This is a genomic window from Bartonella acomydis (assembly GCF_039543025.1).
GTDB classification, from domain to species: Bacteria; Pseudomonadota; Alphaproteobacteria; order Rhizobiales; family Rhizobiaceae; genus Bartonella; species Bartonella acomydis.
Genome location: NZ_BAABIY010000002.1, coordinates 66,185 through 90,644, shown reverse-complemented (window position 1 = coordinate 90,644; position 24,460 = coordinate 66,185). Strand labels below are relative to the sequence as shown.

Below are 24,460 nucleotides of genomic sequence, written 5' to 3'. Positions count from 1 at the left end.
TTTTTTACCATCAGATTATCTTAATGATTTAGGAGATGTTTATGGTTGCAGCTCATGGAAGTGAATTTGTCTTTTTACCTTTGGGAGGAGTAGGTGAAATAGGGATGAATCTGGCGGCTTACGGGTTTGGACCACAACATCTTCGTGAATGGCTGCTAGTTGATATGGGTGTTAGTTTTGCTGGTCCTGAATTACCAGGAGCTGATCTTGTTCTCCCTGATATTCGTTTTCTGGAAAGTGAAAAACATAATATATGTGGTCTTATTTTGACACATGCTCACGAAGATCATTATGGGGCCGTTCTTGATTTATGGCCAAAGTTACAAGTTCCAATTTACTGTACGCCTTTTACTGCAGGATTATTGGAAATGAAAAAACAAGCAGATTTTGAGTCTCATAAAATTTCACTCAATATTTTTCAAGCTGGTGATTGTTTTCAGGTAGGCTCTTTTGCGCTAGAGGCTATTGCTGTTGCCCATTCAATACCAGAATCTGTATCTTTGGCCATTACAACATCTTTAGGAACTATTATTCATACAGGTGATTGGAAAATTGATCATATACCTTCGCTAGGAGCTGTAACGAATGAAAAACGATTTCGCGCTTTAGGTAATAAAGGCGTTTTGGCATTGCTTTGTGATTCTACAAATGCATGTCGGGATGGCATGACACCATCAGAACAGCAAGTTCAGACAAGTCTTTGTGAAATTCTTTCAAAAGCTGAAGGACGCGTTGCAATTGCAACTTTTTCCTCTAATGTTGGTCGCATTCGTTCCATTGCTCTTGCTGCCCAATCCGTTGAACGCAAGGTTCTTGTGGTTGGACGCTCTCTTAAACGCAGTATTATAGTTGCACAAGAGCTTGGTTATATGGATGATTTAACACCATTTGTGACAGAAGATGATTATGGTTATATTTCACGTAAAGATCTTGTTTTGATCGTCACAGGAAGTCAAGGTGAACCGTGTGCTGCTTTGGCCAAGCTCTCACGTGGTGAAATGAGAAATATTGCGCTTTCTGCTGGTGATACCATTATTTATTCGTCACGAAGTATTCCAGGAAATGAAAAAGCGATTCTTGAGATACAAAATCGTTTTATTGATATGGGAATTAAAGTTATCACCAATGAGGATGCTCTTATTCATGTTTCAGGTCATCCCCGTCGTTTAGAACTTTTACAAATGTATGATTGGATAAAACCACAAATACTTGTACCTGTGCATGGAGAGGCAATACATCTTACTGCTCAAGCGGATTTAGCTCGTCAAGCAGGTATTAAAATTGTGAGGGATATTAGAAATGGTAATATGCTGCGTCTTGCACCAGCGCCTGTAGAAGTTATTGATCAAATTCCTGTTGGCCGTATCTATAAAGATGGTTGTCTTCTTGGAGATGAGTATACGTTAGGAATTCGTGAACGTCGAAAACTAAGCTATGCTGGTTATGTTGCTGTTTCTCTCCATATGAACAGCAAGCATGAATTATTGGATGATATTGGTCTAAGCACATTTGGATTACCTGAGAGTAATGAAGAGGGGGGAAAATTGAAAGATATTCTTTTAGATATTGTAGAAAATACATTTTATAATATCCCACGCGTTAAACGAAAAAACAGTGAACTTGTTCGGGAAGCAATACGGCGTGCAGTAAGAGCAGCTGTTTATGAAGTTTGGCAAAAAAAACCTATTTGTACAGTTTTTTTACATCGATCAAAGTAAAACATTTTAGTATTATGTTATTTTCTTTTTAAGGAAAAAAAGAGAAAGAAATTGTCAAATCATTTTATCGTTTAAACTCAGCTTAATAAGGATAGAGCACATAAATTTTTCAACAATCTGCTCGTTATGTTTGCAAGCGTTTATAATGTCACTATAGATTAAATATATATTCTATTTAAATTGTTCTAGTATGATGGGTCTGATTAGGAGTTAATTATTTCAATGCGTCTTTCTCAATATTTCCTTCCACTTTTAAAAGAAAATCCTAAGGAAGCAGAGATTGTTTCTCATCGATTAATGTTACGTGCAGGTATGATTCGCCAACAAAGCTCAGGAATCTATTCTTGGCTTCCCTTGGGTAAAAAAGTACTTGATAAAGTTTGTAAGATTATTCGTGAAGAGCAGGAGCGAGCTGGTGCTATAGAAATATTAATGCCTACAATTCAGTCTGCAGATCTTTGGCGTGAGAGTGGTCGTTATGATGACTATGGTTTGGAAATGCTCCGCATTAAAGATCGTCAAAAGCGTGATTTACTTTATGGTCCAACAAACGAAGAAATGGTGACGGATATTTTTCGTTCCTACATTCATTCTTATAAAGATCTTCCGCTTAATTTGTACCATATTCAATGGAAGTTTCGTGATGAAATCCGCCCACGTTTTGGAGTGATGCGCTCACGAGAATTTTTAATGAAAGATGCTTATTCTTTTGACCTTGATTATGAAGGCTCTCAAACATCTTATAATCGTATGTTTATTGCCTATTTACGTACTTTTTCTCGTCTTGGTTTAAAAGCAATTCCTATGCGTGCTGATACAGGTCCAATTGGTGGTGAACTTAGTCATGAATTTATTATTTTGGCTGAAACGGGAGAAAGTGCTATATTTTGTGATAAACAATTTCTTGAACTGGCTGTTCCAAACAGTTCTATTGATTTTGGTGATAAATCTATTTTAACTGATATTGTTAAACAGTGGACATCTTTTTATGCAGCGACAGAAGAAATGCATAATGAAGAAGAGTGGGCGAAAGTTTCTGATCATCATCGTCTTTCTGCGCGCGGCATTGAAGTAGGCCATATTTTCCATTTTGGCACGAAATATTCTGCTCCGATGGGAGCAAAAGTTATGGGACAAGATGGGAAAGAGCATATCGTTTCTATGGGATCTTATGGCATTGGACCTTCACGTCTTGTTGCTGCAGCCATTGAAGCTTCTCATGATGAAAATGGTATTATTTGGCCAAAATCGATGGCTCCGTTTGATATGGGTATCATTAATATGAAGCCTGGTGACGAAAAATGTACATATGCGTGTGAAGCGCTTTATCAGGGATTAAGAAATGCTGGTTTTGATCCATTATTAGATGATAGAAATGAGCGTCCTGGATCAAAATTTGCAACAATGGATTTAATTGGCTTGCCAACACAAATCATTGTTGGACCAAACAGCATTGCACAAAATGAAATTGAAATGAAAGATCGAAAAACGAGTGTTAAAAAATCTCTAAAGGTTGAAGATGTACTCAGCCAATTTTCTATAATTAAACAGGCAATGTTATGAAGAAGTTGAAAAGTAAATGGTTTTCCTCTTATGAGTGGATGATTGCTTTTCGTTATATGATTCCCAATAAAAAACATGTTGTTGCATCTGTTATTTCCATCATTTCTCTCATTGGAATTATGTTAGGGGTTTTTGCTCTGGTTGTTGTTATGGCGGTGATGAATGGTTTTCGTACAGAACTTCTCAATCGTATTCTTGGTATGAATGGGCATCTTGTTATTCAAGCTGTTAATTCTGCTTTTCCCGATTATAGTACCCTTATTTCTTCTTTAGAATCTGTGAACGGTATAAAATTTGCTTTGCCTGTTATTGAGGGACAAGCGCTTGTGCAGGGCGAGCTTCAAGGAGGATCTGGGGCTTTAGTTCGTGGTATGCGCAAACAAGATTTAGAGAAGCTTAAAACCATATCCCAAAATATTAAATTAGGTTCGCTTGCACGATTTGATAAAGAAGAAGGTGTCGCAATTGGCAGTGGTTTGGCAACAAAATTAGGGCTAACCATTGGGAGTAATCTTCGTATTATTACACCTGATGGTGATGCGACTCCCTTTGGAGTTACACCACGTGTTAAAGCTTACAAAGTGACTGCTATTTTTGAAATTGGTATGTCTGAATATGATTCAATATTCGTTTTTATGCCTCTTCATGAAGCACAAATGTTTTTTAATTTGGGAGAGAACGTTCAATCTTTAGAATTATTTCTAAATTATCCTGATGCTGTTGATCAAATAAAGCCAATTGTAGAAAAAACTATTGGTCAACAAGTTTATTTAATTGATTGGCGAGAACGCAATCAAGCTTTTTTTTCAGCTCTGCAGATTGAACGAAATGTTATGTTTTTTATTCTTTCTCTTATTGTTCTTGTTGCGGCTTTAAATATTATTTCAGGACTCATTATGCTCGTAAAAGATAAAAGCCATGATATTGCAATTTTACGTACCATGGGTGCTCAACAAAGCGCAATTCTGCGTATATTTATCGTCACTGGTATGATGATTGGATTTATTGGAACAATATTAGGCTTAATCTTTGGTGTTATAGCGACTGCAAATATTAATCATATTCAGGATTTTATCTCTTGGTTATTTAATGTTGATGTTTTTAATCCTCAACTTTATTTTTTAACAAAATTGCCCGCACAAATTGAGTGGGGACAAACAGTTATCGTTGCTATAATGGCTTTATTTTTGTCATTTTTAGCGGCGCTCATTCCGGCATGGCGCGCTGCTAAACTAGATCCTGTACAAGCTTTGAGGTATGAATAATGGCAGCTATTTTAAAGCTTGTAGAGATTGAACAACGTTTTTTTGAAGGGCATAAACCTCTTATTATTTTAGATAAAGCAAATTTTATTCTTAATCGCGGAGAGCTTGTCGCACTTGTCGCCCCATCTGGTGCAGGAAAATCAACACTTCTTCATATTGCTGGTTTATTGGAAAAACCAACGGCTGGTGATGTAATGTTACGAGGTATTTCTTGTGCAAAACGATCTGTTAGTGAGCGAACAGCTATTAGACGCAATGATATCGGTTTTGTCTATCAATTTCATCACTTGCTTCCAGAATTTACAGCTTTAGAAAATGTCATGATACCGCAAATGATCGCAGGTTTTAAAAAATCTATAGCAGAGGATCGTGCGCTGAAGCTATTGACATATCTTCGTGTTTCTCATCGTGCGAACCATCGTCCATCGGAATTATCTGGTGGAGAACAACAGCGCGTTGCTATTGCGCGTGCAGTAGCAAATGGTCCTTCAGTTCTTTTGGCTGATGAACCTACAGGAAATCTTGATCCTGTAACTTCAGCGTATGTCTTTCAAGCGTTGTCGGCGCTGGTTCGTCAATCTGGTCTTTCTGCTCTTATTGCAACACATAATTACGCTTTGGCTAAACAAATGCATCGTCGAATTACACTAAAAGAAAAAAAGATTATTGAACTTCCTTAGGTTAATGTACAGAATTTATTTTACAAATTGAAAATCTTACTTATAGCTCAAGGAGGCTTTTATGGCAGTTTTTGTCGTTGACAAAAATCAACTCGATGTACGTCGTCGCCGATTGGTTTTTCGAGCATGGCATCGTGGTATTCGTGAAATGGATCTCATTTTGGGACATTATGTAGATGCACATATTACTGGAATGAGCGATAAAACGGTTTCTGCGCTTGAGTATATTATGTCTTTTGATGATCGTGATTTATTAACGTGGGTTACAGGAGAAATCACACCACCTTCTGAAGTTGATAATCTGCTTTTTCGTGACATTATAAATTACCATATTTGCATAAATTTAAATTAACTCCGATGTCTATATTAAAAAAAATTATCATTCCGCAAAATACTTCTACTCATATGATCTTTGATGGAATTACTGATGGATTTGAAGCCTTTGCGCTTGCACAATTGCGTTCAGAAATTGCACAAAATAAACCACTTCTTTATGTTCTACGTGATGGAACAAAAATTGCGCATTTACAGCAAGTCTTAAATTTTATTGAACCAAATTTACCTATACTTCAATTTCCTGCATGGGATTGTTTGCCCTATGATCGTGTATCACCTGGAGTTGCTGTTATGGCACGCCGCTTATCGGCTTTGGCAGATATAGCTAATTTACGTCAAAATCCGCACGCTGCAATTATCTTGACAACAGCAAATGCCATTATGCAAAAATTGCCTCCTCGTGAAATGATCGAGACACAAATTATTCGTGCACAAGTTGGCCAGCATAATAATATGGGGCATTTCATTCAATTTTTGGAAGCCAATGGTTTTGAACGTGTTACGGTTGTCCGTGATGTTGGTGAATTTGCAGTGAGAGGAGGAATTCTTGATATCTTTTCTCCTATAGATGTCCAACCTTTGCGCCTTGATTTTTTTGGAGATACCTTAGAGAGTATCCGTACATTTGATCCAGAAACGCAAAGGACAACAAACCAAAAAACTAAAATTTTATTACACGCGACGAGTGAGATTGTTTTTACAGCTGAACGTATCAGCCGCTTTAAAAACAATTATACCCGCACATTTGGAGTATCACAAAAAAACAATATGCTTTATGAAGCAATTTCTCAAGGGCGGCGTTTTGCTGGCATGGAGCACTGGTTACCATTTTTTTATGAAAATCTTGATAGTTTTTTTGACCATTGTAGCAATATACCAGTTGTTTTTGAACATCTTATAGAAGAAGTGTTCATCGAGCGCTATCGCCTTATTGAAGATTATTATAACGCACGCAAAGAGCACGAAAATGATCATGAAGGTTCTACTTCTTATCATCCAATAGAGCCTAGCCTTCTCTATTTAACACCAGAGGGTATTTTAGAAATAGTACAACAATCTGAACAACATATTGATTTTACTCCTTTTCATGTTCCAGAAACTTTTGGACAAACTGTTGTTCACACGCATGTAAAACTAGGATATGATTTTGTAAAAGAGCGCAATGCGCAAGAAAAAAATGTTTTCTCAACTGTTATTGATCATATTGCTTCATTGCGTGCAGCTGGTAAGAAGGTTCTTTTAGCTTGTTGGAGTGAAGGATCTCTCAATCGTTTAGTACAAGTTCTTGAAGAACACGGATTAAAAAAAGTAGATATTGTAGAATCATTACAAACTGTTAAAGCAACTCCACGTGATCATATATTAGCAGCTGTTATAAGAATAGAACACGGCTTTGAAGTGGAAGATTTTGCTGTTATAGCAGAGCAGGATATCTTTGGTGATCGTTTCATAAGATCATCAAAACGACGTAAACACAATACGAATTTTATTGCTGAAATTACAGCCTTAAATTCTGGCGATATGGTTGTGCATATTGACCATGGTATTGGACAATTTATTGGTCTTAAAACTATCACGACAACTGGAACTTTACGAGATTGTCTTGAAATTAAATATGCTGGAGGTGATAGGCTTTTTTTACCTGTCGAAAATATCGAACTTCTTTCACGCTATGGATCAGAGGGAGCAGTTGTAGCGTTAGACAAATTAGGAGGAGTTGCTTGGCAAGCACGTAAAACACGGCTTAAAAAACATTTATTGGAAATGGCTGGCCAATTGATCCATATAGCTGCAAAGCGTGCAATGCGTTCTGCACCTTCTTTAATTCCGCCAATTGGACCATTTGATGAATTTGTTGCATGTTTTCCTTATGACGAAACAGAAGATCAAATGAATGCCATTGATGCTGTATTGGATGATTTGGCATCAGGCAAACCGATGGATCGCTTAATATGTGGTGATGTTGGCTTTGGAAAAACAGAAGTGGCTATTCGAAGTGCGTTTGTTGCGGCATTAAATGGATACCAGGTCGCTGTTGTTGTGCCTACAACTTTGCTTTCACGACAACATTACAAAACTTTTATTTCGCGTTTTCAAGGATTACCTGTTAAAATTGGTCATGCATCAAGGCTTGTAAAAGCTAAAGAACTCGCACAAGTCAAAAAGGGGATTTCAGATGGTACAATTGATATTGCCATTGGAACGCATGCACTTTTAAGTGACGCAGTTAATTTTTTACGGTTAGGACTTCTTATCATTGATGAGGAGCAGCATTTTGGCGTCAAACATAAAGAGCGTTTAAAAGAGCTTAAAAGCGATATTCATGTTCTCACACTTTCAGCAACTCCCATACCGCGTACTTTAGGATTAGCATTATCAGGAGTACGGGAACTTTCATTGATAACTACTCCTCCCATTGATAGAATGGCTGTACGTACTTTTATTTCTCCATTTGATCCACTTGTTATACGCGAAACATTGCTTCGAGAATACTACCGTGGTGGACAAAGTTTTTATGTCTGTCCTCGTATTTCTGATCTTGATTCTGTAGAAGAATACCTTAAAATACATGTACCAGAGCTCAAGTTTGTTATAGCGCATGGACAAATGCCCGCTGGACAGCTTGATGATATTATGAATGCATTTTATGATGGACAATACGATGTTTTATTGTCGACAACTATTATTGAATCAGGTCTTGATATTCCAACAGCTAATACATTAATTGTGCATCGCGCTGAAATGTTCGGTCTTGCCGCTCTTTATCAATTGCGAGGTAGGGTCGGGCGCTCAAAACAACGTGCTTACGCACTCTTTACATATCCTTCCGGTAAAGTTTTAACGCCTGCTGCTGACCGTCGTCTTAAAGTTTTACAATCTCTTGATACATTGGGGGCAGGTTTCCAATTGGCGAGCCATGATATGGATATTCGTGGTTCAGGAAATTTTTTAGGCGAAGAACAATCGGGACATATCAAAGAAGTTGGATTTGAACTTTATCAAAAAATGCTTGAAGAAGCCATTGCTGAATTAAAAGATGGAGAACAGAATGAGGATAGACAATGGTCACCTCAAATTTCTCTTGCTATAACCGCAATCATACCAGAAAATTTCGTGCCTGACTTACCATTACGCATGGGACTTTATCGTCGTTTAACAGAACTTAATGTTTTAGAACAAATCGATGAATTTGCAGCTGAGTTAATTGATCGTTTTGGTCCTTTACCACTTGAAGTTCAACATCTCCTTAAAGTTTTTTATATCAAAATATTATGTAGAAAAGCACATGTAGAAAAATTGGATGCTGGACCAAAGGGCATTGTTATACAATTTCGCAACAATTATTTTGCAAATAGTGTTGCTCTTGTCCAGTGGGTTGCAAAACAAGGTGCAATGGCAAAAATCAGACCAGACCAAACTATTGCCCTTACTCAAAATTGGTCCACAATTAATGAAAGACTTGTTGGAGCCGCAACGATTATGAAACAGCTTGTAGAAATGGCAGAAAAATCCTCTTTTTAGCTTAAAAATTTTTCTATAGGTTTAAAATTATCATTCATTTTATAGAACAGTTCTACATAATATTTAAAGTTTTCATAAAACTTGATTATAAAAAATTCTTTTCAACTTATTTATTATAATACATATTGATACAAACAAGCAAATATATTAAGCAACACTATTACAAAATAGAGCGTGCTATTTATATGTATTTAAAGTGGAATAATATGGTTTCTTCGGTACAAAGATTACTCACTATGCCCTGTTTATTATTCACTTTAATATTATGTGATGTAAAAAATATTCATGCTGAATTTCTTTTCAATGAGAGTCTTGATGAAAAATATCAACGTTTTAAAGAAAGGAGAATCATTGTTGATAATGAAATTGATTTTATTGAGGAAAAGTTGGATGAATTAAATCTTTTAATAAAACGTATTCCTTATGCAAAACACTATAAAGTTTTTCGTGAACATAATAAGCTTTTGCAGAAACAAAATGATCTTAGTGAAGAACATTTTAGGCTTACTTTGAAATTAAGCAAGTTAGCTGAAGGAAAGCTAAATTTGATATATAGAACGTTCATAGCAAGAGAGTACGAAGAAGGAGAATATGAAGAAAAAATCACTAAAGCAAAAGAGTATCTGAAAAAAACTCAATTATTTAATGAATGGAAAATGAGTGAAGATTTTTGGAACAATGATGAAATAATAAAAAATTATCTGATTTTTGTTATTTCTTGCAGAACTTGGGAAAGTATATTGCATAGTGATATTGCTGCTATTTTACGCAAAGAATTTGATTGGAAAAAGAAAGATTTTATTTGGGCAAAATATGCAGCGAGGACAATAAATCCAAAGTTAGTCAAGGACATTAAAAAACTTTTAATAACAGGACCTGATAATTTAAAAAAAGAATTATATAACAATATAAAGAATGCTGTGGTGCATGGAAATTCTTCTTTGAAAATGATACCTATGGTTTGCAGGACTTTCGAGGGAGTACATAATATAGTTTTTCCAAATAAAAGAAAAAATATTATAAACAGTATGCTTTTTCATATTAGAGAGTGGTTTAATAAAAGATAGCTATATTTGTTTTTATTAAAGATATTATGGAAGAATAAAATTTAATTTTTATAATAGAATATGATAATATAACATGATACCACTATATAATATAGAAAATAATAATGAGAAATTACATTATAAATATCTTCTATATTATATTATTATACAATAAATTCATTTTTATTATAGCTTTCTGTACTTATAATGAATTTTATATAGATGAAATTTAAAAGTATATAAAAGTTTTTATGATCTTTTAAAATTATCCGATAAATTTGTCTTTACAATTTTTTGGATAATAGAACTTCTCATTTTATAAATTGCTCATTATATTTAGAATAATATTATAAATAAGAAAAATTAAAAATCCCTTTTAAATTTCGAGAAGTCGAACTTCAACGATTTATTTGTTCGTTTCCTGGAGAGAAAGAATTTTTTAATTTTGTTATAATTATGTTATAGTCGAACATTTCTAAGTGATTTTGATATTGGCTATCATCAATGGTTCTTATTTTTCAGCATGAATACCAAGACAATGTATTTTGAAAGGCAAGAGAAACCTTTGACTTTCTGCGATTGGTCGATCCATGCCTGAACCATCTGTCTTGGAAACACGCCAACTTCCAACCATAATTTCGAGAAAAATTGCATCAGGAGAGGGAATAAAAGTATTTTTGCTCTTTTGTTTACTGGTTTTCCAACAGATGACAGAATAAAACCATCCCAATATCCTTCCGTTCTGGTATAGATATTATTGAAAAGATGATGATTGGCCTACTCAAAATCGAAAAGTATCGATTAAATCTGTCTTACTATTTTGTCTTTGAAAATTGTGCGACGCGTATTAAAAACAAACCCTATGAGGACAATGGGGCTTCCTTTTGAAAAACTTTCTTTAATAACATGACTTTTATGAACAGCTGGAAAATTATAAGAATGTTGTCAACAATTTGGATTGATTTCAATAAAAATATCAATTAAGCTTTCTAAAAAGTTTCAAAAAGTGCTGTACTATTATGAAATATTCAATTTGAATGGTATCAAAATTATTTAATCCTTTATTAACAGGAAGATCTTGTCCCAATAATGAGGGTTGAGCTTATAAATAATTCGTTCATCAAGATTAACATGCTCAACAATATAAGAGCTACTGCTTAGAATCTTACTCAGTCTATTTTTTCAAAATCATAACATTAATAGCATGTTTGGGTAATATCTGCGTTACATCTGCCAAAAGAAGTAGAAATTTACGATCTTTTGAGAGTGGAAAACGTATTTTAATACCATGATCTCTGATTTTTTGATAGTTTCTATACATTTCACATAACGATCAAAAGGCGGTCTAACTTTCTTTTTAAGGAGCTTTATTGTGAATAAAACATCTTCAACTGTATAGGCTTTCCATTTGAAAAGAGCACCTTTGCATTAAGAAAAAAAAATAAATTCAGTGCGCTTATTATTTAATTCAACTTTTTCTGCCAAGAGGCTATACAGTAAAAAAGCTTTATCACGAGAAGCTTACCATCATTGTTTCGTAAACAAGACCAGAAAAGTGTTCATTAGAAAAAGCACTCTTGCCATTGTTCTAAAACTACGAATAACGAAAAGATTTAAATCATCAAATATTCCAAAGACACCATAAATTAACCTTTTCTTTTTGTTTTGCATTAGGAGATGCATAAGAAAAATATTTAAAATTTTCTAGTAACTTAAAAGCTCCATGCTGCAGTATCTATAGCTAGAATACACTAGTTTAAAAGAAGAGGTATAAATATAAAAAAATTTAAAGTAATAAGATCTATAGAATAACATAGGAGTTTACTTTAATTATATTGCAATATTGATTCGTTTATGTCATCTTAAGTTATTTCATTGCACTAAGGTATTTTATCGATAAATTACGTAAAATATCAATTAAAAGGGGGAAACTGTACAGGAGTGCATAAGAATTTAAATGGCTATTTATAGCTTTTTTTTCTAAATTTGACTTTTCTCTTTATCTTGAAGTAAGAAGCATAGAAGAGGGTGTCATTTCATTGGTTTAATTTAATACACTTGATTGAAATTATATTTAGTATTCCTATTGTTTGGGTTATTATAAAAGCGCGTTGAAAGGATTAACTTAATCATGTCGCATAAAAGTATTTATTCTGTTGTTTCAGGATTAGCTGGAGCTGTTGCTCTTTTTTTCACAATGCATACTTCTGCAGGAGCGCAAACTTTATCTCAAGGCTGGTATAAGGTTTGTAGCAAGCAGCATGATGTTGATGTTTGTAATACAATGAACACTGTTGTATCAAACACTGGGCAGCCTTTAACGGCTTTTAATCTTGTTGAAATTAAAGGGAAACAAAATGAAAAACGTATAGGTATTCAAGTCCCTACAGGTCGTTTTTTGCCAGAAGGTGTTAATATTCAGATAGGAGATAACTTCTCTAAAAAAGTTCCTTATATTATCTGTAATGGGCCAAGTTGTATTGCCAATGATGTCTTAGATGATAAGCTTATTACAGCTATGAAAAGTGGTTCGAAAATGATTGTAACCACAATTAATTTCCGTGGCTCGGCTAATCCTATTGAATTTTCTCTTAATGGATTTACTTCTGCATACACGGGTCCTGGTATGGAAGAAAAAGATTTTCAACAAGAGCAAATAAAGCTGCAACAAGCCATTCAGTCTAAGCAAAAAGAAATTGAAGATCGTATGCGTGCTGAACAAGAAAAAGCTAAGCAAAATTAACCAGCGCACAACATAAAAAAACGTTTTTTGAAGTTTTTTCTATCAAAAACCGCCACAAAGCATTTACGCATTTATGGCGGTTTTTTAATATTTAATTTTTAGAAAGATTTTTGCGCCTCCACCAACCAATACGCTGAGTTTTTGAAGTATCGACAGATGTTGATGATATTACAACGGGATAATTGGCTTTCTCCTCAACCTTGGGCGAAGTTGCCTCAACTGGTTTTTCATTTATAGTTTTTTGTTCTGATGTTTCTTTTATGAGTGTTATTTCTTTAGAAGGTAACTTTTTATGTGTTTTGCGTGTTGATTTACTATTTTTAGATGTTTTTTCCAGTCCTTCATGAGGAGTTTCTTCTTCTTTTTTTATTTTAACTTTATGCCTCAAACGAGCTGTAGATTTTTTTTCCAAAGATTCCGCTACTTCTATATTTTGATCATTTTCAACGGTTTGCTCACTTTGTACTATTTTTGAAGAACGTACTTTACGTTTTTTGGGTTTTACAACTGTATCAATTTTTATGGTTTCATCTTGCTGTATAGCTAAATGTTGTGTGTCATTTTCTGTTTCTACAAATTGAACAGATTTTGTATTTGGAATACGACGTCTACGATACGCTGTTTTAATTTCTTCTAAGGCTTGTTTAGCAAAATCTCCTACTGGTTCTGCGTAAGGAATACGAATTTGATAAAAACCACTCTCCTGATTACGACGACCACCACGACGTCCTCGACGACGTCCCCCCCGACGACGAAAATCATCATTTAGCGTCTCGTCTTTTTTATGAGCCGTAGAAAGAGAATTATCATTCATTTCACTTGAGCGATTTTTACGTCGACGTTTCTGATTTGTTACAACAAGCGGTTTATTTTCAACAGAAGGATCATTTATGAAGATTTCTTCTTCAATTTCTTCTTTACTATTATCTTCAAAAATCGGTTGAGAAACTGTCTCGGCTATTGCACCTTTAGAAATAATAAGATGTTGCGTTCCAATGCTATCATCTGCTTCAATACTAATATTAAGTTTAAAACGTGCTTCTAAATTAACAAGAACATTGCGTTTATGGTTTAATACGTAAAGTGCTGTTGTTACAGGGGTGCGCACAATAATATTATGTTGCGGATTATGCAGAAGATATTCTTCAATAGAACGCATGACATGTAAAGCAATTGAAGATTCAGAGCGAATATTTCCTGTTCCAGCGCAATGTGGGCAGGGGAGTGTTGTACTTTCTAAAACTGATATGCGAATACGTTGACGACTCATTTCCAAAAGGCCGAAGTGTGAAATGTGACCAACTTGGATACGGGCACGATCGCTTTTCAAGCAATCTTTCAACTTTTTTTCGACCAGTTTTACATTACGCTCTTCAAGCATGTCAATAAAATCAATGACAATCAAACCAGCCAGATCACGTAAACGTAATTGACGTGCTATTTCTTCTGCGGCTTCAAGATTGGTCTGTAAAGCTGTTTTTTCAACAGAAAGTTCTTTGGTAGAACGGCCAGAATTGACGTCGATAGCTACAAGCGCTTCTGTTTGATTAATAACAAGATAACCACCAGACTTTAAAGAAACTTGTGGGTGCAACATTTTATCAAGTTGAATTTCAATATTATTACGCGCGAAAATCGGAATAGGATCGCGATAGGGTTGCACAACTTTTGCATGACTTGGCATGAGCATACGCATGAAATCTTTTGCTTCACGATATCCCTGATCTCCAGAAACAAGAATTTCATTGATATTTTTATTGTAAAGATCTCGTATAGAACGCTTTATAAGATTACTTTCTTCATGAACAAGACATGGTGCTGTCGATTTGAGTGTCAAAGTGCGAACGGTATCCCATAATCGGGTGAGATATTCATAATCACGTTTAATCTCGGCTTTAGTTCTATTTGCTCCAGCCGTTCGTAAGATAACGCCCATACCTTTGGGAACCGCTAATTCTTTTACAATTTCTTTAAGACGCTTGCGATCTTGTAAATTGGTAATTTTTCGCGAAATACCACCACCACGCGCTGTGTTGGGCATGAGAACAGAATAACGACCTGCTAGAGATAAATATGTTGTGAGCGCTGCACCTTTATTACCACGTTCTTCTTTGATAACTTGCACCAACAAAATTTGACGTCGTTTAATCACTTCTTGAATTTTATATTGACGTCCTTGTTTCCGTTGATAAGTTGGGAGTTCTTCACGCACATCCTCTGCACCAACCATTTCGATATCATCATAAGAAACATTTGCGCTAAAAGTATCTTCTGCTTCATCAATTGTTATGGCTTCAGAAATTGTGTTATTTTTAATATCTACTGCCATGCTATTTTTACGCTCATCTTTTTTTGTTTTTCTGGAGCGTTTTTTATTTTTGTTTGTTTCTTCAGTAGGAACATCTGCATAATTGTCTCCTATGGCAGCTTTTTCCTCTTCTTCAAGAAGAGCGAGACGATCAGCCATAGGAATTTGATAATAATCGGGATGGATTTCAGAAAATGTCAAAAAACCATGGCGATTTCCACCATATTCGACAAAAGCGGCTTGAAGCGATGGCTCTACACGTGTAATCCGTGCTAGATAAATATTCCCCTTAAGCTGTTTTTTATGTTCTGATTCAAAATCAAGTTCTTCAATTTTGTTGCCGTGAACAACAACAACACGTGTTTCCTCCGGATGAGAGGCATCTATAAGCATTTTGTTTGACATAAGTTAAAATCCTGAGGGCGACATGCGCAACTTTATTCAAATGAAAAGTATAACTATTCGCAAATGTAAGAGGCTGTCTGCCATAAAAGGGAGGTACCAGTAAAACAGAATGGGATGCTACATGTAAACGCATGATTGCATTTATAGCATTTCTTTTCATCATTTCCCTCTGTTTTGTATGACTCATAATTTTTGTAAGTCTCCGGTAAAACAATCTTTAAAAAGTTCGGATATTCGAACCAGCGAATCTTAAATAACGCAATTCTAGCTTTTGTGACATAAAAAATTTTTATCCATAAAAAGCCTAAATGTACAACATGCAACAAATCTTCTAAAGACAACTTAGATATGGACTATAGTCACTATCAGTTAGAAAGCATAATTGTTCTTTTATGTTGATATCATCATTTTGGCAAGTAACAATATAAATACGTACCATTATAATCCATAATAATGTCTTTAATGCCTTAATTGTGTTTTTGGGGGGGCGTTAAAAGTTAAGGAATTCAGCATTTCTTGAAAAAGATAGGGGAAATCTGATATATGATTTTTATACGGTTGAAACCATTATTGCCAATATAGAATATAAGAGTATTTAATTTATGAGAAAAGGGGTTTCTAACAAAAAGCTGAAAACGGCTTATTGTGATATTATCTTTTACATCTCATATTGTTTATTATTTTTTTTAACATTTCAAACAAATATCCAAGCGGCAGCTGCTTTAAAGCTTATTAATGTGCGAACTATTGGTGATAGTGTACATACGCGTATTATTGCGGTTTTTAATGCTGAACCGAAAGTTCGTCTACAGGTTTTGGATAAACCTGCACGTTTGATTATCAATTTACCCACTGTTGATTTTTCAGCGCAAAAGACTTCCTTAAAAGAACAGCATAGATTATCAAGCATGTTATCAGATGTGCGCTATGGTTTTTCTGATATACGGACTTCACGCATTATTTTGACGAGTAAAATTGCTTTTGTTGTTGAAAAAACTCTAATACAAAAATTAGAAAACGGTTTATGGCAACTCCTTATTGATATTCATCAAACGACACAAGAAAAATTTCATAAGATGTTGGAAAAACAACAAAAAGTCGATTTTGATACAAAAGCACAACAAATACCAATACGTAATTTTCGTGTTGTTCTTGACCCTGGTCACGGTGGAATTGATGGTGGTGCCCAAGGTGTTAGTGGAATTTTAGAAAAAGATGTAACACTGGCTTTTGCATATGTTCTGCGAGATGAATTAGAAAAAGATTCTCATATTACCGTTGCTTTAACACGCGATTCTAATGTCTTTCTAAGATTAAGTGAAAGAGTTAAAAAAGCCCAAGAATTTGATGCGGATCTTTTTGTATCTATCCATGCCGATACTATTAATTTACATTCTCTTCGTGGTGCAACAGTTTATACTCTCTCAGACAAGGCATCTGATGCTATTGCAAAATCCTTAGCTGAAAATGAAAATAAAGTGGATCTTCTCGATGGTTTTCCGGCAGATGAAACACTTGAAGTAACAGATATTTTGCTTGATCTTACCCGCCGTGAAACCCATGCATTTTCAGTAAATTTTGCTGATAAGGTTGTTTCAAACTTATCAAAGAATAACATTAATCTGATAAATAACCCTCATCGATATGCTGATTTTCAAGTCTTAAGGGCTCCAGATATACCCTCTGTCTTGATAGAAATCGGTTATTTATCAAATAAAGAAGATGAAGAATTATTAAACAATCCTCAATGGAGAAAAAAAATGGCACTCTCAATTGCTCATTCTATTCGTCAATTCGCTGAATATAAGCAGAAAATTATGCAACCTCTTTAAATTTGTAAGAAAATAGAGTATCAGTACTGAGTTCTGATAGAGTTTAATATAAACAAACCGTTTTTTATCTCAATCTAGCGATAATATCCGTATAAGTGTTAATGAGATAATATATTTTTCTTTAATTAATTCTAAAGAAAGCGATAGATGTTTCGATGATAATTTTTTTTAGATATCTTCTTAGTTTTGTTATGGCCTTTGGTTTTTGTAGCCTACTGAAACAGGAAGCTATAGCAGAAAAACAGATGAATTCACTTCCTGATTATGAAGTTCTTTCGCTTTATGAACCACCTGTGATGACACGCGTCCACGCTGCTGATGGTAGCCTTATGGCAGAGTTTGCAACAAAACATCGCCTCTATTTACCAATTCAGTCAATACCAAAGATTCTTAAAGATGCTTTTATTTCTGCTGAAGATAAAAATTTTTATCATCATTTCGGCTTAGATCCCGAAGGACTTTCTAGAGCTTTAATTAATAATATCCGTAATATTGGTTCTGGAAAACGTCCAGAAGGGGCATCAACCATTACACAACAAGTTGCTAAAAACTTCCTTTTAAGCTCAGAAGCAACTTTAGAACGTAAATTAAAGGAAGCTATTCTGGCAATGCGTATTGAGAAGACCTATTCAAAAGATCATATTCTTGAGCTTTATCTCAATGAAATTTATCTTGGTCGTGGCACTTATGGTATTGCAGCAGCTTCTTTGACTTATTTTAATAAATCCGTCAATGATTTGACTTTAGAACAATGTGCTTACTTGGCTGCTCTTCCCAAAGGTCCGGGAAATTATGATCCATTTAAAAACACACAGCGTGCAATTAATAGACGCAATTGGGTTATAGATCGAATGGTTGCAAATGGATATGTAACACGTGAACAAGGCGAAAAAGCTAAAGAGAAACCTTTGGGAGCAAAAATACGCGGTAGTGATAGCTATGTTTTTGCAGCTGAATATTTTACTGAAGAAGTACGTCGTCGTTTAATGCATCGTTACGGCGCGAAGACGCTTTATGAAGGTGGTCTTTCAATTCGTACAACGCTTGATCCACATTTGCAAGTTCTTGCTCGACAGGCTTTACATAACGGATTAATTAAATTTGATCATGCACAAGGATGGCGTGGATCTTATGCGCATATTGATAAGAAGGATGACTGGGGGGCTGAGTTTGCAAATATTACAGGATTGAATGATGTTCCTGAATGGCGTTTAGCCGTTGTACTTTCTACTAACGCGAATAAAGTAGAGATTGGTTTACAGCCACAGCGTGAAGCTTCAGGTTTATTATCAAAAAAACGAGAAACAGCAGTTTTGTCCGAAACTGATTCAAAATGGGCATTAAATATTATAAAAGAAAATGGTCATCGAAGAGTTGTGCCAAATTTATCACATGTCTTACAAGTTGGAGATGTCATTTTTGTTGAAAAAGTACCAAATACAAACGGCATTTACCGCTTACAACAAATTCCAAAGGTTGAAGGTGCCGTTGTGGCTATGGAACCGCACACAGGGCGTGTTCTTGCAATGGTAGGAGGATTTTCTTTTTCTGCTTCTGAATTTAATCGTGCGACACAAGCGTATCGTCAACCTGGTTCTGCCTTTAAGCCTTTTGTCTATGCAGCAGCACTCGATAATGGATATACACCAGCTTCCGTTGTTTTAGATGGTCCCATAGAAATTCGCCAGTATAATGGTGAAATTTGGCAACCTAAAAATTATGGTGGTACATTTGCAGGACCTTCAACATTGCGTTATGGTATTGAACATTCCCGCAATCTTATGACAATACGGCTTGCCTATGATATGGGAATGCCTCTTGTTGCTGAATATGCAGAGCGTTTTGGTATTGTAGATAAATTGCAACCTTATCTCCCCATGGCCTTAGGAGCTGGCGAGACAACAGTTTTACGAATGGTAACAGCTTATTCAGTGATAGCCAATGGAGGACGTTCTATTCATCCTTCTCTGATAGATAGAATTCAGGATCGTTATGGAAAAACGATTTATCGTCATGATAATCGTCTTTGTGAAAATTGTAGTGCACAGACATGGGATAATCAAAGTGAACCCAAATTGATTGATGAGCGAGATCAAGTTCTTGATCCTATGACAGCTTATCAGATTACATCAATGATGGAAGGGGTTGTCCAACGCGGTACAGCGGCACGTTTACGTTATCTCAATCGACATATTGCCGCTAAAACAGGAACTACCAATGATTCAAAAGATGTGTGGTTTATAGGATTTACCCCTGATCTCGTCGTTGGTGTTTTTATTGGTTACGATCAACCAGCACCGTTGGGATATAATGGGACGGGAAGTTCATTGGCTGCACCTATTTTTGGTGAATTTATGGAAGCAGCTCTGAAAGGGAAACCAGATGTACCATTTAAAATGCCAGAAGGAATGATTTTAATGCCAATTAATCGTAGAACAGGCATGCTCGCGGAAAAAGGAGAGCAAGACGTTATTATAGAAGCATTTAAACCAGGAACTGGGCCTGCGGATATTTATCAAGTTATTGGGAGCACGAATTCTTTTCAAGAAGGTGTTCCTGCAATGACAACTTCTCCACAAGTCAATAAAGCTCTTGAAAGTGGTGCAGGTGGACTGTATTAATTGGCAAATTGTCTTTTGACATAATCTATGAGCGGAATAAAACTATTTTCCTCTATTTTTTTCAGTGTAGTCATTACAGTAAATTAGATAATAAAGTTGTTCTATTATCTTACTAGAGGGTATTGAATTTGTTAAAAATAATTAACAGAAGCATAACAAGAAAGAGTTTTAAAATAAAAATACGGTGTTAAATTATGCGAGCAGAAATAGAAACATTAGTTGATGAAATCCAACAAGCAATTAAGTTGCTAAGGGGGCATCTTTGACTGGGATCAATCACTAAAACGTCTCGAATATCTCAATCAAAAAGCAGAAGATCCCACACTTTGGGATAATGCGCAGCAAGCACAAGATATGATGCGTGAACGTCAACATCTTGATGATTCAATTCATGGTATTCGATTATTTACAAAAACACTTGAAGAGTGCATTGCATTAATTGCAATGGGTGAAGAAGAAAGTGATATCGAAGTTATCACGGATGCAGAGAACACAATACGCTATCTTAAAAGTGAAATAGAAAAAAGGCAAATTGATGTCCTTCTTTCTGGTGAAGCAGATTCCAATGACACTTATTTAGAAGTCCATGCAGGTGCAGGTGGTACCGAAAGTCAAGATTGGGCTTCTATGTTGTTACGTATGTATACGCGCTGGGCTGAACAACATAAAATGAAGGTTGAAATATTAGAAATTCACGAAGGGGAAGAAGCTGGAATAAAATCAGCAACTCTTCTCATTAAAGGACATAACGCCTATGGTATGTTGAAAACAGAATCAGGTGTTCATCGTTTAGTACGTATTTCGCCGTTTGATTCTAATGCAAAGCGCCATACTTCTTTCGCAAGCATTTGGGTTTACCCAGTTATTGATGATAATATTGAAGTAGATGTTTCAGAAGCAGATGTTCGCATCGATACATATCGTGCATCAGGTGCAGGAGGGCAACATGTCAATACAACAGATTCTGCAGTTCGCATCACACATATAAAAACAGGTATTGTTGTTCAATGCCAAACAGAGCGTTCTCAGCATAAAAACCGCGCTACTGCATGGTCTATGTTGCGTGCAAGACTTTATGAAGAAGAGCTCAAAAAGCGAGAAGAAGAAACAAATGCCGTTGAAGCTTCTAAAACAGAAATCGGATGGGGACATCAAATTAGATCTTATGTTCTTCAACCCTATCAGCTTGTCAAAGATTTGCGTACGGGTGTTGAAAACACGGATCCACAATCTGTACTTAATGGTAATTTAGATGCATTTATAGAGGCAGCACTTGCACGGCGCATTTACGGAAAAATCCAAGAAATTGAAGATATTGCTTAATAAAATTAAACTACAGTATTTAATATTTTTCGAGATTATAGTTGTGTTCATTAAGAACCAAATTTACGAAAACCAATAATTAAGATAACTTTTACCTTTGGTAAGGCTTAAATGACAAGCTCTATAAACCATTATCATGTAATAATGCAGCAGCAGCTAGCACCTTATCAGCATGTCCAGATACACTGACTTTGCGCCATTCTTTTGCTATTTTTCCTGTTTTATCAATTAGAAAAGTACTTCGTTCAACACCCATATATTTGCGCCCATACATGCTTTTTTCAACCCAAACACCGTAAGCTTCAAGAGTGGTTTTCTCTTCATCAGAAATAAGAATGATATCAAGCGTATGCTTTGTTTTAAATTTATCATGGCTTTTAATACTATCTGGAGAAATTCCAATAAGAACCACGCCGATTTCATCAAATTTTGGCTTCAATCGTGTAAAATCAATCGCTTCACTCGTGCACCCACTGGTGTCATCCTTTGGGTAAAAATATAAAACAACACATTTTCCTTGTAGGTCAGAAAGACGCATTCTACCTCCACCATCGCGTGGCAAATTAAAATCAGGTGCAAGAGTACCTTTCGTTGGTCTTATCATTATCTTATCTTTCTTTATCTTTTTCACCAAATACAAGTCATTAGAATACATAGCAGAAAGAATTATGCAACTCTCTAGAGTGTTACTATTTTGAGAGATTTTTATTTTTTCTACAAAGCTCGCCATACCCTAAGGATTGAATTGAAAAATGAGATCAAAGCAAAAAGTATGAAATTATAAAGAGATTATACAGGTTTCATCAAAACATGTTTTTTCTTACCAAAGGAAAGTTTAATGCTTCCATTAGCATTGACATCTTCTTCGATAATAAGGCGTGTTTCATCTTCAATGATTTGATCATTAATACGCACACCTCCACCTTGAACATGACGACGAGCCTCACTGTTAGATTTAGCAAGTCCTGCTTGTACTAAAAGAGTTAGTACTCCAACACCTATTTTTAATTCTGTAGTATGAATTTCAACGGTTGGAAGATTTTCTCCAAGTGTTTTTTCTTCAAAAGTTTTTCGCGCAGTTTCAGCTGCTAAATCCGCAAGGCTACGTCCATGCAACATCGCTGTAACTTCTGTTGCAAGAATTTTCTTTACCTCATTAATTTCACTTCCTTGCAATGCAGAGAGTTTAAGAATCTCATCCAATGGCAATGTAGTATAAAGCTTTAAAAATCTTATAGCATCAGCATCTTCTGTATTGCGCCAATATTGCCAAAATTCGTAAGGTGAAAGCATATCCGCATTAAGCCATACAGCCCCATTTAATGACTTACCCATTTTTGCACCAGAAGAAGTTGTGAGCAACGGTGAAGTTAACGCATATAACTGTGCGGTTCCTAAGCGATGTCCTAATTCAATTCCGTTAACAATATTGCCCCATTGATCAGAACCACCCATTTGCATACGTAGTCCATAGCGCTGATGAAGTTTAACAAAATCATAGGCTTGTAGGATCATATAATTAAACTCTAAGAATGACAAGGAATGTTCACGCTCAAGTCTCAGTCTAACAGAATCAAATGACAACATGCGGTTGACAGAAAAATGTTTTCCTACATCACGTAAAAATTCTAAATAGTTTAAATTGCAGAGCCATTCAGCATTGTTAACAATACATGCATCAGTTTTCTTATCACCAAATGTCAAATAGTTAGCAAATACCTTTTTAATACTAGCAATATTTGCAGCAATATCATCTTGTGTTAGAAGACGCCGTGCTTCATCTTTGAAGGAAGGGTCACCAATTAGCCCTGTCCCTCCGCCCATCAAAGCAATGGGGCGATGTCCAGTTTTTTGTAACCAATAAAGCATCATAATTTGCAGAAGACTTCCAGCATGTAAACTTGACGCTGTAGGATCAAATCCAATATAAGCGCTTACAACTTCTTTTGAAAAAAGGTCATCTAGGCCTTTTTCATCTGAAATTTGGTGGATAAAACCACGCTCATGCATAATATGTAAAAAATCAGATTTAAAAGCAGCCACAGATTTATTTCCCATCAAGATATATATTTATACCATAGTTTACTGATACACTTTCTCTATCATAGTTCATGCATACCTCACAAGAGAATGAAAAATACCGATAGTGAAAAATTAATAGCGACGCTATTTTACCTGTATATTTTGGAGGGAGATATCTTTTATCGAGAAAGAAACCTCTCTTCTTATTTTTGACTATCCATAAAAGGCAAAAAGCCGAAGATATTGATTATAGGATTTATTTTTTTACTTTTTATAAATGTTTCACGTCTTAGGTGAGTGAAAGTATTTCAGGTGGTGGTGCAAGCAATTCACCTGTCATATGATTATCTAAATATTGGGCACATCGTTCAATAAGTTCTTGATTGTATCCACTAAAAAAGTGATTGGCACCTTCCAATATTTCTTGCGTAATTGTGATCCCTTTTTGTGTTTTTAATTTATCTACAAGCGTTTGTACATCTTTTGCAGGGGCAACTTTATCAATATTACCATGAATAATAAGCCCCGAAGAAGGACAAGGAGCAAGAAAAGAAAAGTCATAAACATTGGGTTGAGGAGCCACCGATATAAAGCCTTCAATTTCTGGTCTGCGCATTAAAAGTTGCATCCCAATCCAAGCGCCAAATGAATATCCAGCTACCCAGCAATTTTTAGAATCAGGATGCTGTGTTTGCACCCAATCGAGTGCAGCAGCAGCATCTGAAAGTTCTCCTATTCCATAATCAAATTCACCTTGGCTACGACCAATACCACGAAAATTAAAACGCAATGTTGTAAAGCCCCGTTGTTGAAACATATAAAAAAGATCATAAACAATTTTATTGTTCATGGTGCCACCAAATTGGGGATGAGGATGCAAAATAATCGCAATTGGCGCATTTCTTTGTTGTGAGGGCTGATAACGTCCTTCAAGCCGACCTGCGGGACCATTAAAAATAACTTCTGGCATTAAATGCTCCTTACATATGACAAGCTCTCATTGACCTTGACCGACTTTTACCATAGAATCTCTTAAGTAATTACTAGATATTCTCATTTAAGTAAATTTTTCAAGA

16 protein-coding genes are annotated in these 24,460 nt (G+C 35.4%); 11 read left to right on the top strand and 5 right to left on the bottom strand.

Annotated elements, in window-relative coordinates:
* Positions 1-41: 41 nt before the first annotated feature.
* The 7 genes from ABD909_RS00865 to ABD909_RS00835 all read left to right on the top strand — a co-directional run bounded on the left by ABD909_RS00865 (position 42) and on the right by ABD909_RS00835 (position 10,151).
* Positions 42-1,718, top strand: a complete 1,677-nt coding sequence (locus ABD909_RS00865; protein ID WP_345096060.1) for a ribonuclease J — start codon at positions 42-44, stop codon at positions 1,716-1,718.
* Between the two features lie 222 nt (positions 1,719-1,940).
* Positions 1,941-3,281 (top strand): proline--tRNA ligase, encoded by a 1,341-nt coding sequence (gene proS / locus ABD909_RS00860; RefSeq protein ID WP_345096058.1) that lies wholly within the window; start codon positions 1,941-1,943, stop codon positions 3,279-3,281.
* On the top strand, positions 3,278-4,546 hold the full coding sequence (locus tag ABD909_RS00855; protein WP_345096057.1) for a lipoprotein-releasing ABC transporter permease subunit: 1,269 nt from the start codon (positions 3,278-3,280) through the stop codon (positions 4,544-4,546). The genes proS and ABD909_RS00855 overlap by 4 nt, the downstream gene beginning before the upstream one ends.
* Positions 4,546-5,226 carry an ABC transporter ATP-binding protein gene (locus tag ABD909_RS00850; protein ID WP_345096056.1) on the top strand — a complete coding sequence of 227 codons (681 nt, stop codon included), beginning with the start codon at positions 4,546-4,548 and terminating at the stop codon, positions 5,224-5,226. The genes ABD909_RS00855 and ABD909_RS00850 overlap by 1 nt, the downstream gene beginning before the upstream one ends.
* A 61-nt stretch (positions 5,227-5,287) precedes the next feature.
* Positions 5,288-5,578, top strand: coding sequence for an FAD assembly factor SdhE (locus ABD909_RS00845; protein ID WP_345096055.1), 291 nt, complete (start codon positions 5,288-5,290; stop codon positions 5,576-5,578).
* A gap of 5 nt (positions 5,579-5,583) precedes the next feature.
* Positions 5,584-9,084 carry a transcription-repair coupling factor gene (mfd, locus tag ABD909_RS00840; protein WP_345096054.1) on the top strand — a complete coding sequence of 1,167 codons (3,501 nt, stop codon included), beginning with the start codon at positions 5,584-5,586 and terminating at the stop codon, positions 9,082-9,084.
* 206 nt (positions 9,085-9,290) lie between these two features.
* Positions 9,291-10,151 carry a hypothetical protein gene (locus ABD909_RS00835; RefSeq protein WP_345096053.1) on the top strand — a complete coding sequence of 287 codons (861 nt, stop codon included), beginning with the start codon at positions 9,291-9,293 and terminating at the stop codon, positions 10,149-10,151.
* A 490-nt stretch (positions 10,152-10,641) separates the two neighbouring features.
* On the opposite strand, the gene ABD909_RS00830 is transcribed toward ABD909_RS00835, so the two are convergent.
* Positions 10,642-10,860 carry a hypothetical protein gene (locus tag ABD909_RS00830; protein ID WP_345096052.1) on the bottom strand — a complete coding sequence of 73 codons (219 nt, stop codon included), beginning with the start codon at positions 10,858-10,860 and terminating at the stop codon, positions 10,642-10,644.
* Positions 10,861-12,261: 1,401 nt separating this feature from the next.
* On the opposite strand from ABD909_RS00830, the gene ABD909_RS00825 reads away from it, so the two are divergent.
* Positions 12,262-12,873: an invasion associated locus B family protein gene (locus ABD909_RS00825; RefSeq protein ID WP_345096051.1), complete on the top strand. Its 612-nt coding sequence runs from the start codon at positions 12,262-12,264 to the stop codon at positions 12,871-12,873.
* A 91-nt stretch (positions 12,874-12,964) separates the two neighbouring features.
* Here the strand turns inward: ABD909_RS00825 and ABD909_RS00820 are convergent, their stop codons facing one another.
* Complete coding sequence (locus ABD909_RS00820; RefSeq protein WP_345096050.1) at positions 12,965-15,586, bottom strand: Rne/Rng family ribonuclease; 2,622 nt, start codon at positions 15,584-15,586, stop codon at positions 12,965-12,967.
* Between the two features lie 602 nt (positions 15,587-16,188).
* On the opposite strand from ABD909_RS00820, the gene ABD909_RS00815 reads away from it, so the two are divergent.
* From ABD909_RS00815 to prfB, 3 genes are all read left to right on the top strand, one after another.
* Positions 16,189-17,418 (top strand): N-acetylmuramoyl-L-alanine amidase, encoded by a 1,230-nt coding sequence (locus ABD909_RS00815; RefSeq protein ID WP_345096049.1) that lies wholly within the window; start codon positions 16,189-16,191, stop codon positions 17,416-17,418.
* A 155-nt stretch (positions 17,419-17,573) separates the two neighbouring features.
* Positions 17,574-20,039: a penicillin-binding protein 1A gene (locus ABD909_RS00810; protein WP_345096048.1), complete on the top strand. Its 2,466-nt coding sequence runs from the start codon at positions 17,574-17,576 to the stop codon at positions 20,037-20,039.
* Between the two features lie 194 nt (positions 20,040-20,233).
* Positions 20,234-21,362, top strand: a protein-coding gene (gene prfB / locus ABD909_RS00805; RefSeq protein WP_345096047.1) for a peptide chain release factor 2 whose coding sequence is annotated in 2 segments (ribosomal slippage) — positions 20,234-20,302 and positions 20,304-21,362 — 1,128 coding nt in all. Because the reading frame shifts where the segments join, the coding sequence is not laid out codon by codon here.
* A 121-nt stretch (positions 21,363-21,483) separates the two neighbouring features.
* Here prfB and ABD909_RS00800 read toward each other — a convergent pair.
* The 3 genes from ABD909_RS00800 to ABD909_RS00790 all read right to left on the bottom strand — a co-directional run bounded on the left by ABD909_RS00800 (position 21,484) and on the right by ABD909_RS00790 (position 24,354).
* Positions 21,484-21,966 (bottom strand): peroxiredoxin, encoded by a 483-nt coding sequence (locus ABD909_RS00800; RefSeq protein ID WP_345096046.1) that lies wholly within the window; start codon positions 21,964-21,966, stop codon positions 21,484-21,486.
* Between the two features lie 185 nt (positions 21,967-22,151).
* Positions 22,152-23,405: a tyrosine--tRNA ligase gene (tyrS, locus tag ABD909_RS00795; protein WP_345096045.1), complete on the bottom strand. Its 1,254-nt coding sequence runs from the start codon at positions 23,403-23,405 to the stop codon at positions 22,152-22,154.
* A gap of 268 nt (positions 23,406-23,673) precedes the next feature.
* Complete coding sequence (locus ABD909_RS00790) at positions 23,674-24,354, bottom strand: alpha/beta hydrolase (protein ID WP_345096044.1); 681 nt, start codon at positions 24,352-24,354, stop codon at positions 23,674-23,676.
* Positions 24,355-24,460: the final 106 nt, after the last annotated feature.

Coding starts and splice junctions, on each gene's coding strand:
- proS (WP_345096058.1), top strand. CDS start 1,941: ATGCGTCTTTCTCAATATTTCCTTCCACTTTTAAAAGAAAATCCTAAG.
- ABD909_RS00845 (WP_345096055.1), top strand. CDS start 5,288: ATGGCAGTTTTTGTCGTTGACAAAAATCAACTCGATGTACGTCGTCGC.
- ABD909_RS00855 (WP_345096057.1), top strand. CDS start 3,278: ATGAAGAAGTTGAAAAGTAAATGGTTTTCCTCTTATGAGTGGATGATT.
- ABD909_RS00800 (WP_345096046.1), bottom strand. CDS start 21,966: ATGATAAGACCAACGAAAGGTACTCTTGCACCTGATTTTAATTTGCCA.
- ABD909_RS00810 (WP_345096048.1), top strand. CDS start 17,574: ATGATAATTTTTTTTAGATATCTTCTTAGTTTTGTTATGGCCTTTGGT.
- ABD909_RS00865 (WP_345096060.1), top strand. CDS start 42: ATGGTTGCAGCTCATGGAAGTGAATTTGTCTTTTTACCTTTGGGAGGA.
- ABD909_RS00790 (WP_345096044.1), bottom strand. CDS start 24,354: ATGCCAGAAGTTATTTTTAATGGTCCCGCAGGTCGGCTTGAAGGACGT.
- mfd (WP_345096054.1), top strand. CDS start 5,584: ATGTCTATATTAAAAAAAATTATCATTCCGCAAAATACTTCTACTCAT.
- ABD909_RS00815 (WP_345096049.1), top strand. CDS start 16,189: ATGAGAAAAGGGGTTTCTAACAAAAAGCTGAAAACGGCTTATTGTGAT.
- ABD909_RS00835 (WP_345096053.1), top strand. CDS start 9,291: ATGGTTTCTTCGGTACAAAGATTACTCACTATGCCCTGTTTATTATTC.
- ABD909_RS00850 (WP_345096056.1), top strand. CDS start 4,546: ATGGCAGCTATTTTAAAGCTTGTAGAGATTGAACAACGTTTTTTTGAA.
- ABD909_RS00825 (WP_345096051.1), top strand. CDS start 12,262: ATGTCGCATAAAAGTATTTATTCTGTTGTTTCAGGATTAGCTGGAGCT.
- ABD909_RS00820 (WP_345096050.1), bottom strand. CDS start 15,586: ATGTCAAACAAAATGCTTATAGATGCCTCTCATCCGGAGGAAACACGT.